Annotated in this window: 8 protein-coding genes; 3 read left to right on the top strand and 5 right to left on the bottom strand. The window is 69.8% G+C overall.

Annotated features, from left to right (window positions below):
• The 3 genes from QE385_RS06230 to QE385_RS06220 form a co-directional block, all read right to left on the bottom strand.
• Positions 1–519 (bottom strand): TspO/MBR family protein, encoded by a 519-nt coding sequence (locus QE385_RS06230; protein ID WP_307100095.1) that lies wholly within the window; start codon positions 517–519, stop codon positions 1–3.
• Positions 520–590: 71 nt separating this feature from the next.
• The gene (locus tag QE385_RS06225) at positions 591–2033 is read right to left on the bottom strand and encodes a PepSY domain-containing protein (protein ID WP_307100093.1); all 1443 of its coding nucleotides are present in this window, start codon (positions 2031–2033) and stop codon (positions 591–593) included.
• A 95-nt stretch (positions 2034–2128) separates the two neighbouring features.
• Positions 2129–2572 (bottom strand): hypothetical protein, encoded by a 444-nt coding sequence (locus QE385_RS06220; protein WP_307100091.1) that lies wholly within the window; start codon positions 2570–2572, stop codon positions 2129–2131.
• A 184-nt stretch (positions 2573–2756) separates the two neighbouring features.
• Between QE385_RS06220 and QE385_RS06215 the strand changes: the two genes are divergently transcribed.
• Positions 2757–5324 carry a PAS domain-containing protein gene (locus tag QE385_RS06215; RefSeq protein WP_307100089.1) on the top strand — a complete coding sequence of 856 codons (2568 nt, stop codon included), beginning with the start codon at positions 2757–2759 and terminating at the stop codon, positions 5322–5324.
• Between the two features lie 94 nt (positions 5325–5418).
• Positions 5419–6114, top strand: coding sequence for an HAD family hydrolase (locus QE385_RS06210; protein ID WP_307100087.1), 696 nt, complete (start codon positions 5419–5421; stop codon positions 6112–6114).
• Between the two features lie 7 nt (positions 6115–6121).
• Here QE385_RS06210 and QE385_RS06205 read toward each other — a convergent pair whose 3' ends face one another.
• Together QE385_RS06205 and QE385_RS06200 are read right to left on the bottom strand one after the other, a co-directional pair.
• A complete protein-coding gene (locus QE385_RS06205; protein WP_307100085.1) occupies positions 6122–7057 on the bottom strand; it encodes a cell wall hydrolase in 936 nt (311 codons plus the stop codon).
• A gap of 99 nt (positions 7058–7156) precedes the next feature.
• Positions 7157–9589 (bottom strand): TonB-dependent receptor, encoded by a 2433-nt coding sequence (locus tag QE385_RS06200; RefSeq protein WP_307100083.1) that lies wholly within the window; start codon positions 9587–9589, stop codon positions 7157–7159.
• A 174-nt stretch (positions 9590–9763) separates the two neighbouring features.
• On the opposite strand from QE385_RS06200, the gene QE385_RS06195 reads away from it, so the two are divergent.
• Positions 9764–11434, top strand: coding sequence for an alkaline phosphatase (locus tag QE385_RS06195; protein WP_307100081.1), 1671 nt, complete (start codon positions 9764–9766; stop codon positions 11432–11434).
• Positions 11435–11442: the final 8 nt, after the last annotated feature.

The raw sequence follows: 11442 nt of genomic DNA, 5'->3' as shown, positions 1-11442 counted from the left end.
TCATTTTTCCGGCGGGTTGCGACGCGCGACCTCGCTCGCCAGCACGGTGGCGAAGCCCAGCCAGGCGGCCAGCGGCACCACGCTGGCGGCGGCCGGGCGGTCGATCTTCCACGCGGTGGCGGCCAGCGTGGCGGTGCCCAGGGTCATCGCCCCTGCCGCGACCGCGCTGGGACCGGGGCGGCGGGCCCGGAAGAACAGCTCGGTCCAGCCGCCGATCATCGCGCTGTTGCCCAGCCACAGCGCCACCGCCGCATTGCGACGCGGCGATGCGGGCTGGCGGAGCAGCCGATAGCCGCCCACGCCCGCCAGCGTCTCCAGCACTGGCCAGACCGCGCCGAACAGCTTGTCGGGCGGGGTGAAGCCGGGCTTGTCGAGCCGGGCATACCAGCGGCGGATGCCGGGATGCGACCGGTCGGGGGCGTTGCGCCGCCCGACCAGCGCGCTCAGTCCCAGCACGGCGGCTGCGGCCCCGCCCGCGATCAGCGGCGACAATCCGGTGGAGCGGGTGGCGTTCATCATCGTCTCTCCGAAACTCATGCGATCGGAGCGACAACGAGCAGGCGCCCCCGCCGTTCAGCGGACCCGCGAATTTACGCCCGCGCCATTCCCCGCCGCATCGCCACCGCGATGCGATCCAGCAGCGCGACGACCAGCAACGACAGGCCGAACAGCGGCAGGACGACGCCCGCGACGATCAAAGCGACGACCAGCCCGCGAACCCGCGCGCCCGACAGTCGCGGCGGCGCGCCCAGCCGTCCCGCCGGACGTCGCTTCCACCACATCGCGACCCCGCTGATCGTCAGCCCCCAGATGGCGAGGCACGGGATCAGCATCAGCAACTGGTTCGCCAGCCCGAAATACTGGCCCATGTGCAGTTGCACCCCGGACTCCACCGCACGGCCGACAATGCCATATTGGGCATAGCGAACCTCCGGCCCGATCGGGCGGAACGTGTATCGGTCGATATAGAGCGTCTTCTGCCCCTCCGGCCGGCCGGGATAGGTGAAGACGGTATAGACGCCGCGCGGGCCCTTGGGCAGGAACAGGCGATAGCTGCCCGACCAGCCATGAGCGGCCAGGATCGCCGTCACCCGGTCGGTCCCCCGGATCACCGCCGGATCGCGCGTCGTGCCGGGGGTGGCGGGGCTGTGATCGGCATGGTCGCTCGACATGGCGGCCATGCCCGACTGCGGCATCGGCGCATCCTCCAGCGTCCAGGGTGCCTCGCCCAGCGCCGCCTTCATCGGGACGCTCCGGGGGATGTTGTACTGGCGGAAGGAGGGCGGATAGCCGATCCCCGCCGCCGCGCTGACCCGGTGGAGCAGCGGGCCGCTGATCCCCGCCCAGGGCAGGCCGGTGACGATCAGGAAGCCGATCAGCCCCACGCTCCACAGACCCAGGGGTGCATGGAGCTCGCGCCAGAAACGCCGTCCCCGCCCCGACAGGCGCGGATAGAGCGTGCCCGCCGCGCGCCAGCCCCTGCGCGGCCACCACAGGATCATTCCCGTGACCAGCAGGACCAGCGCCCAGCTGACCGCCAGTTCGATTAGCCGCTCGCCCGCCACGCCTATCAGCATCGACCGGTGCATGGCGTCGGCCCAGCCGACCAGGGTGCGGTCATAGACCACGCTGCCCAGCACGCGCCCCGTGCCGGGATCGACCGCGACGCGCAGCGGCTCGCCATGGTCGGGCGTCACGAACACGACCGCGGCGCGATCAGCGGTGTCGGGCATGTCGACCCGCGAGGCGGAGCCGGGATGCGCCGCCAGCGCCGCCGCGATCATCCGCGACATCGGGACGTCGCCGCGATGCGGCGCGACGAACCGCAGTCCGGGGTAGAGCGCGTCGTTCAGCGCGCCGTTGAACAGATAGATGGCGCCCGTCGCGCTGAGCATCAGCAGGACGGGCGCGACCAGCAATCCCGCCCAGAAATGCCATCGCCAGATGGTGCGGTGAAAGGCGGCGTGCGACGCGGGGTGGGCGGAGGGGGCGCCGGACGGGAACCGGTCCGGCTGTGGGGACGATATCAGCATGAAGGCGCTTTCGACCGGCCCGTATCGGCATGGCCGATAACGGGGCGAGGATCGGAAAGGGGCATCGCGTGCGTGCGACACCCGACGAAACGCGGTCAGCGTTGCGCGGGCGGTCCCCGAAGCGGCGGGCGGAGATGAAGCGGCGCGGCCGGGCGCGATAGGGCTGGTGCGACCAGCCCCGTCGCCATGACGAAGGCGATGAACGCGGCCAGCAGGACCGGATCGACCGCCGCCAGCCCGGCCGTGGACAGTCCCGAAAAGGCGCAGGGCAGGTCGGCCCCATGCTCGCGCCCGCGATGGTCGTGCGAACCATGGGCGGGGGCGGTCGCGGCGGACAGGCCATGCCCGTGGCCATGCGTCATCGGCGGGGCGGCCTGGGCGGGCGGAGCGGCGCTGCCCGGACACAAAGTGATCGCCATATGCCCCCCGACATCGCCGATCATATAGCCGGTCGGCACGATCAGCCTGAGCAGCAACGCCGCCGCGCACAGCAGCACGGCCCCATGGCGTTGCGCGAGCAGGCTCCGGATCGCCGTCACCCGACCGGCCTAACCGCCCCGGTCCGGCCTGTCACCCGGACAGATCGACTTTGACGCGCTACCGGGGTCCCTGACGACGGTTCATGGGGAAAAGGCTAACGATTTCTGAAGACTGTTGCTTCTATACCGTATTATGGCACCCGGCGACGCATCGTTAGACAATGGCATGATGGCGCAATCATCTTTGGAATTCCTACGCGGCCTGTCGGGCCAGGTGGTGGAGGAGATCACCGCCTTCGACTGGGGCGCGACGTCGCTCGGCGCGCCGGGCACATGGCCGGTCGCGCTGCGATGCCAGCTGGCGACGATGCTTGCCTGTCCGGTGCCGATGTATCTGGTCTGGGGGCCGGACCTGATCTCCTTCTACAATGACGCCTATCGGCCGATCCTGGGCTATCGCGCGGCGACGGCGATGGGCATGCCGTTCCGCATCCTGTGGGGCAGCATCTGGGACGACATCTCGCCGCTGGTCGACAAGGCGCTGTCGGGCGGGGTCGCGCAGGTCACCGACATGCGGCTCGACCTGGCGCGTGAGGGGCGGCCCGAGGAAAGCTACTGGACCTTTTCCTATTCGCCGGTCTTCGACGATGACGGCGGGATCGCGGGCATGGTCTGCGTCACGGGCGAGACGACTGCGCGGGTGCTGGCCGAACGGCGACAGCGCGAGGCGGACGAGCGGCTGGACCTGGCGCTGAGTTCGGGCGCGCATGTCGGCCTGTGGGACTGGGACGTGTGCAATGATTCGGTCCGCTCCGATGCGCGCTTCGCGGCGATGTACGGGGTCGATCCGGCGGCGGCCGAGCGCGGCATGCCGATCGCCGAGTTCTTCCAGGGCATCCACCCCGACGATCGGGAGCGCGTCCAGGCCGAGGTCGGCGTCGCGATGGCGGAGACCGGCATCGGCCGGGAGGGGCGCTTCACTTCCGAATATCGGCTGGTCGAGGCCGATGGCACGGTCCATTGGGTGTCGGCGCAAGGCCGCTGCATTCCCGACGCGGCGGGGCGCTGCGTCCGTTTTCCGGGGGTCAGCTTCGACATCACCCAGCGGATCCGCGTCGAGCACCAACTGCGCGAGAGCGAGGCCCGCGCCCGCCAGAATGCCGAGCGGGTGCAGCTGGCGCTGGAGGCCGGGGCGATCATCGGCACCTGGTTCTGGGACCTGCCGACCGACCGTTTCACCGTGGACGAGCCGTTCGCGCGCACCTTCGGGCTGGACCCCGCGCTCGGCCATGACGGGCTGAGCCTGGCGCAGGTGGTGGAGACGGTCCACCCGGACGACCGCGCGGGGCTGGCCGAGGCGATCGACGAGGCGATCGCGCGGGGCGGCGCCTATGCGCATCAATATCGCGTGCGGCGGCGCGACGGCCATTATCACTGGCTGGAGGCGAATGGGCGGGTCGATCACGCGCCCGACGGCACGCCGCTGCATTTCCCCGGCGTGCTGATCGATGTCGGCAGTCGCCGGGCGCTGGAGGCGGAACGCGACTGCGCGATCGCCGAACTGCGCGCGCTGACCGACCAGCTCGAACAGCGCGTGGCCGACCGCACCGCCGAGCTGATGCGCGCCGAGGAGGCGCTGCGCCAGTCGCAGAAGATGGAGGCGGTGGGACAGCTGACCGGCGGGCTGGCGCATGATTTCAACAATCTGCTCGCCGGTATCTCGGGCTCGCTCGAACTGATGGCGCTGCGGCTGTCGCAGGGACGCATCGCCGATGTCGACCGTTACATGGACGCGGCGCAGGGCGCGGCGCGACGGGCGGCGGCGCTGACCCATCGGCTGCTCGCCTTTTCGCGGCGCCAGACGCTCGCCCCGCGCGCGACCGATATCGCCGGGCTGGTCGGCGGCATGACCGACCTGATCCAGCGCACGGTCGGTCCGGCCATCACACTGGAGACGCGCGGCGCGGACGATCTGTGGACCGTGCTGGTCGATGCGCCGCAGCTCGAGAATGCGCTGCTGAACCTGTGCATCAACGCGCGCGACGCCATGCCCGAGGGCGGGCGGATCACGATCGAGATGGTCAACCGGCACCTCGCCGATGACAATGCGCGCTTCGGCGACATACCCGAGGGCGACTATCTGGTGCTGTGCGTCACCGATACCGGGACCGGCATGACCCCCGACGTCATCGAAAAGGCGTTCGACCCCTTCTTCACCACCAAGCCGCTGGGGCAGGGGACCGGGCTGGGGCTGAGCATGATCTATGGTTTCGCCCAACAGTCGGGCGGCCAGGTCCGCATCCAGTCGACGCCGGGCGAGGGGACGACCGTCCACCTCTATCTGCCGCGCCATGACGGCCTGGTCGAGGCGGAGCGGTCCGGCCCCGCCGCCGCGCGCGGAAGTGCAAGCGGCGCGGGCGAGACGGTGCTGATCGTCGACGACGAGGCGACCGTGCGGCTGATGATCGCCGATGTGCTGCGCGACATGGGCTATCGGGTGATCGAGGCGGGCGACAGCGCCGCCGGGCTCGCCCTGCTGCGCTCGGACCGGCGGATCGACCTGCTCGTCACCGATGTCGGGCTGCCCGGCGGCATGAACGGGCGCCAGATGGCCGAGGCGGGACGGGAACTCCGCCCCTATCTGAATATCATGTTCATCACCGGCTATGCGGAGAGCGCGGTGCTGAACAGCGGGCATCTGGCGCCGGGGATGCAACTGCTGACCAAGCCCTTCACGGTGGATGCGCTGGTCACGGGCATCCAGGCGGCGATGGGCGCGGGCGCACGACGATACGATCCCCACGCGTCCTGATCCGCCGTGACGGCACCCGGTCGCGCCCCCGGCCGGGCTTGCGCATCATCCCCGAAATCGTGATGGAAAGCGGCGCGTAACGGGAGATATGGGCATGGCGATCGAACTCATCTGCCTGGATGCGGACGACACGCTCTGGCACAATATGCGGCATTTCGCCGAGACCGAGGAGGCGCTGGTCGGCCTGCTCGCCCCCTTTGCCGAGGCGCGGGTGGCGCGCGCGACGCTGGAGGCGTGCGAGGGGCGCAATCTGCGGCTCTATGGCTATGGCGCGAAGGGCTTTACCCTGTCGATGATCGAGACGGCGGTGGAGCTGGCCGGGCCGACCCTGCCGACCGAGCTGGTCGCACGGCTGCTGGAGGCGGGGCGGCGGCTGCTCGCGCATCCGGTCGAACTGCTCGACGGCATCGCCGAGACGATGGCCGCGCTGGCCGGGCGGGGGCGGCTGGTGCTGGTGACCAAGGGCGACCTGCTGCATCAGGAAGCCAAGCTGGCGGCCTCCGGGCTGGGGGCGCATTTCGCCGATGTCGCGATCGTCAGCGACAAGACGCCCGACACCTTCGCGCGCATCTTCGACCGCCACGGCGTCGCACCGGAGGCGGCCGTAATGGCGGGGGATTCGATGCGCTCGGACATCCTGCCCGCGCTGAAGGCGGGGGCCTGGGCAGCCTATATCCCCCAGCCGCTGGCCTGGAGCCATGAAGCGGGGGAGGTGCCGCAGGATCATCCGCGTTTCCGGCAACTCGACCGGCTGGGTGACCTGCCCGACTGGATCGACACGATCGGCTGAGCGGGCTTCAGCCCGGATCGCTTTCCTCGCCGACAATGGCCCCTTGCGAAACATCGGCGCCGTCATGCGCGAAGCCGTTGCGATGGATGCGGACCCCGGCGGTCGTCACCGGCACCTTGAGCGCGGGCGCCACCTCGGGGCCGTCATCGGCGACGAGGCGGGAGGGATCGCCCCGATGGATGGTCACGCCGTTGACCGCCTCGGGCGCGACGGCGGCGATGCTGTCGGCCATGGCCGGGGCGGCGGCGCGGGCCGGGATGGCGGGCTCGACCCCGGCATAGCCCTGTCGGAAGGACAGGTCGCGCTCCAGCGCACCGCGCCAGCGATAGAAGATATGGCTGCCGACAGCGCCGATCCGGTTCAGGCTGGAGGCCCACCAGGGCAGGACGTAATTGGCGTGGTAGAAGGTCGCCGCACCGACCGGCGCATAGACGAGCCCCGCCAGCGCGCCCTGCGCCACCGCCGCCGCGCGGGCCCAGGCGTTGGGGTCGCGCGGCTGGTCCATCGACCCGTCACAGGTGAAGCTGAACTGGCACCCGGTCGACCGATCCGAACCCTGATAGACGACGCCGCAGATGCTCTTGGGAAAGGCGCGGTCGCGCACGCGGTTCAGCACAACCTGTGCCACTGCGCGCTGGCCGTCGACCGGCTCGGAGCGTGCCTCGTAATAGATGGCGGCGGTCAGGCATTCGGCGGCGCGCGCGGCGTCCCGCGCGGTGCGGGCGATGCCGTGGAAGGCGGGGGCGGCGGCCATCTCGATCGGGGTGCCCGGCGCCAGCGTCTCGGGCAGGTCGGTCTCGGGCACGTCGAGCGCGAGCTGGCGCAGCAGCGTCCGCGTGGTCGGTGGGGGCACGTCCAGCGTCAGATGCGGACGGGCCCGGCGCACCGGCGTGCACGAGGTGGCGACCGCCAATGTCGCGATCAACATCAGCCAGCGCCGCATGACATCCGCTTTCCAACCCGCCCGTTCATGGACGCCGCTTTATGGCGGACAGGGTTAGAAAGCGGTTAAGTCACCGGAAACGGACGCGTCTGTTCGCCGTCAGAAGCGCGCGCCCGCCTCCAGGCCATAGAAGCGCGGCTCGCCCGCGATATAGGTGGGCGCGTCGAACATGCCGCCGGTATTCCCGGCATCGATCAGATAGCGCTTGTCGGTCAGGTTGCGCGCGAAGCCCCCGACATGGAACCGGCCCCGGTCGCCGAATTCCAGCCCGGCGCGCAGATTGACCAGCGTATAGCCCCCCTGCGAAATCGCCGCGCTGTTGGGCAGCTCGAAGAACACCTTGGAGCGATAGGTCGCGCTGGGCGTCGCATAGAAGGTTGCCGACGCGCCCACGGGAATGCGCAGGCTCGCCCCGCCCGAGGCGGTCGTATCGGGCTGGAGCCGGAAGCGGTTGCCCGCGAACACGCCATTGGCCGGATCGTCGGCGATGCCGCCATCGATATAGGCGAAGGTCGCGAACAGGTTCAGCCAGCGATGGACCGCCAGATTGCCCTCCAGCTCGACCCCGATATTGTTCGCCGAGCCCGCGCTGCGCGTGACGGTCAGCCCGTTTTCGAAGACCGAGACCTGGAAACCCTTGTAACGCTGGTAGAAGACCGAGGCGGCGCCGGAGAAGGGGCCGACCCGCCCCTTGATGCCGCCTTCGTAATTCCAGACGCTTTCCTCGGGCACGATCTGCAACCGGGGCACCGCGCCCGAATTGGGGACGCTGAGCGGTACGACGCGCTGCGCATCGAGCTGGACCACCGGCGAGCGGCGACCCTTGCTGATCGTCGCATAGAGGTTCACCCCGCCGCCCAGCCGATAGAGCGCGTTGAAGCGCGGCAGGATCGCGGCATAGCTGCGCTGCGCGGTGAAGACCTGTCCCTTGGTGTTGGCCGCGCCGAGCAGGCTGGTGAAGATGCCCGCGCCCGCCAGCAACCGGCTGTCGGGCATGACCGAGCTATAGGCCGAACGCCGGTCCTCGATCAGCACGCGCGCACCCGCGGTCAGCTCCAGCGCCGGGGTGGGCATCCAGCTGGCGTCGCCGAACACCGAATAGCTGTTGTTGCGCCCGTCATTGGCGAAGCTGGCGCTATAGGGCAGGACGGTCGCGGCCCCGCGCGACAGGATCGCGGTGGCGCGCGTCGCCGGGATGGTGCCGTTGGCCGCGACGCAGGCGGTGCCGGTCGGCAGTCCGGCCGCGTTCAGCATCTGGCGGATGGGGGCGAAGTCGCGCGCGACCGAACAGGCCAGATAGGTGCCTTCCTCGGTGGAGAAGGGCACGCGCTGCTGCCCGTTTTCGAAAAAGGCGTTCCAGCCGAAGGAGGCGCGGGCCTTGGCTCCCTCGAAGGCGAAGCGGCCCTCATGGCTCCACTGGTCGCCGCGCGCATCCTCGCCGAACTCCAGATACCAGGCGGGGCCGCCATCCGCGTCGAAGATCTCGAGCGCGTCGAACCGGCGATAGCCGTTGACCGTGGTGAAGGTGATGCCCGGCGCGACATCGACCGCGACGGTCAGGTTGGCGTCATAGACGTTGCGCGTCAGCCCCAGCTTGCGCGCGCCCAGCACTCCGGCGGAGAAGGGCGAACCCGACAGCTCGGCATAGCCGTAATCCCCCGTCTGTCCGCCGGTAGGGGCGAAGGCCCGGCTCTTGAACGCGGTGCCGGGATTGCGCTGTCCGTCATAGGTCAGGATCAGGTCGGCGGTCAGCGAACTGTTGGGCGTCCAGCGCAGCGATCCGCGCAGGCCGCGCTGGTCCTGTCCGTTCAGGTCGTCCTGATCGACGCGGCCCTGATTCTGGTTGGGGATGTTCGGGTCCCCCGCGATGTTGCGGACATAGCCGTCGCGATATTTATAGGCAAAGGCGATGCGCCCCGCGAGCACGTCGTTGCCCGCATTCAGGAAACCCGACACCTGGGTTCGGTCGAAATTGCCATAGGAGGCGACGATCCCGCTTTCGGTCCCCGCATGGGGGCGCGCCGAGATGATGCTGATCGCACCGACCGCGGCGGCGGTGCCGAACAGCGTCGCCTGCGGCCCCTTGGCGACCTCGATCCGTTCGATATCGTACAGGTCCTGATAGGCGCCCTGCTTCCGGCTGGTGTCGATGCCGTTGTAATAGACGGTGACGCGCGCACCCTGCTGCGCCGAGCCGGAGTCCGACGTGATGCCCCGGATCACGAAGCCGGGGCTGTTCGCGCTCTGCTCCTGGATCTGGAGGCCGGGGATATATTGCGCGACCTCGGACAGCGAATTGACGCCCAGATCGGCCATGCGCGCGCCCGAGACGGCGGTGACGGTCAGCGGCACGTCCGCGATCCGCTGCTCGCGCTTCTGCGCGGTGACGATGACGTCGGCCTTGTCGTCCGCATCGCGCGGATCGCCTTGCGGCTGGATCATCGCCTGCGCCCCCGCCGGTGCGATGAGGGCCGTCTGCGACAGGCCGAGCAGGATTGTGGCCACCGTCAGGCGGCCTGTGGTCGAATGCATTTTTCCCCCCGAAGGACTTTGTTTCGGGCTTCGTAGTTAGCAGGGATTACCAGTCAGTGTCCGGCTTGTTTCAAATCCGTGACGGCGTTCCACATGTGTCGCCAAACCGTCATCCGCACGCCATCCCCCTGTCGTGGGCGCGGATTAGCCGTGCGGTCCGAAAGGACTGACACGATGACGATCATGAACCGACGCCGCGCGATGGCGCTGATGGGAAGCGGGGCCGCGCTGGCCATGCCCGCCGGAATGGCGCAGGCCGCGACCGGCGCGGTACGCTTCGACTACGGCGTCGCGAGTGGCGACCCGGCCCCCGACGGTGCGATCCTGTGGACCCGCGCCACCCCGGCGGAGGGCGATGCGGCGCGGGACGTGGCGTTGACCTGGCATGTCGCGCCGATCGGCGGCCATGATGCCGTGGGCCTGCGCACGGGCCGCGTCTCTGCCCGCGCCGCGCGCGACCACACCGCCAAGGTCGAGGTGACCGGCCTCCAGCCCGGCCGCGACTATCGTTACTGGTTCGAGGCGGCGGGCCTGCGCTCGCCCGAGGGGCGTTTCCGCACCCTGCCGCGCGGGGCCGTCGAGGATGTCGTGCTGGCGGTGGTGTCGTGCCAGCTCTATCCCGGCGGTTTCTTCAATGCCTATGACGCGATCGCGAAAACCGAGCGGCTCGACGCGGTGCTGCATCTGGGCGACTATATCTATGAATATGGCGCGGACGGCTATGGCACGGATCGCGGGCACAAACTCAACCGCCTGCCCGAGCCCGCGCACGAGATCGTGACGCTCGCCGATTACCGCCAGCGTCATGCCCAGGTGAAGCGCGACCCCGACATGCAGGCCGCGCATGCCCGCGCCGCCTTCATCTGCGTGTGGGACGATCACGAGGTCGCCAATGACGACTGGATCGGCGGCGCGGAGAACCACCAGCCCGCGACCGAAGGCGACTGGGGGCGGCGCAAGGCGGCGGCGATGCAGGCCTATTTCGAATGGATGCCGATCCGCGATCCCCGGCCCGGCCAGCCCTGGGAGGCGATCAACCGCAGCTTCGATTTCGGCGATCTGGCGACGCTGGTGATGGTCGAGACGCGGCTGCTCGCCCGGTCGAAGCAGGTCCATGCCAAGGGCGCCGCGCCCGAGCCGGACGAATATGCCGCGATGATGGCCGAGCGCGCCCGACCCGACCGCGAACTGCTGGGCGCGAACCAGCTGGACTGGATCGAGCGGACGCTGACCCGCTCGGTCAAGGCGGGGACGCCGTGGCAGGTGATCGGCAATCAGGTGGTGATGGCGCGGATCGACGGCCCCGATCTGGAAAAGCAAATGGGCTCGGCGGGCTATGCCAGGCTGACCGAGCGCCTGTCCGAGATCGAGCGTCGCAATCTGGCCAAGGCGCAGGCCGGGTATCGCGCGGGCCTGCCGCTCAACTTCGACAGCTGGGACGGGTATCCGGCGGCGCGCGAGCGGCTCTATGCCGCCTTTCGCCGCGCGGGCAGTCGGCCGGTCGTCCTGTCGGGCGACAGCCATGCGGCCTGGGCGAACGACCTGTACGATGCGAACGGCGCGCTGGTCGCGGCGGAGTTCGCGGGCACCTCGATCACCAGCCCGTCCTGGGGCGACATGATGCCCGGCATCGGCCGCGAGATCGCGGCGGCCAATCCGAAGGTCGTGCGCTTCTGCGACCAGGAGGACAAGGGCTGGCTGCACCTGACGCTCACCCGCGACAGCGCGACGGCGCGCTACATGACCGTGTCGACCGTCATGGCCAAGCCCTATGCGCCGGGCTGTGCGGCGATCTGGCGGACGCGGACCGGCGCCGCCGCACCGATCGAGGCGCTGCCGGCCTGACCGGCGGC

It is taken from the genome of Sphingomonas sp. SORGH_AS_0950 (genome assembly GCF_030818415.1).
Taxonomy (GTDB): domain Bacteria; phylum Pseudomonadota; class Alphaproteobacteria; order Sphingomonadales; family Sphingomonadaceae; genus Sphingomonas.
The sequence above is the reverse complement of the archived record's forward strand: the minus strand, read 5'-3'. Positions and strand labels throughout refer to the sequence as shown.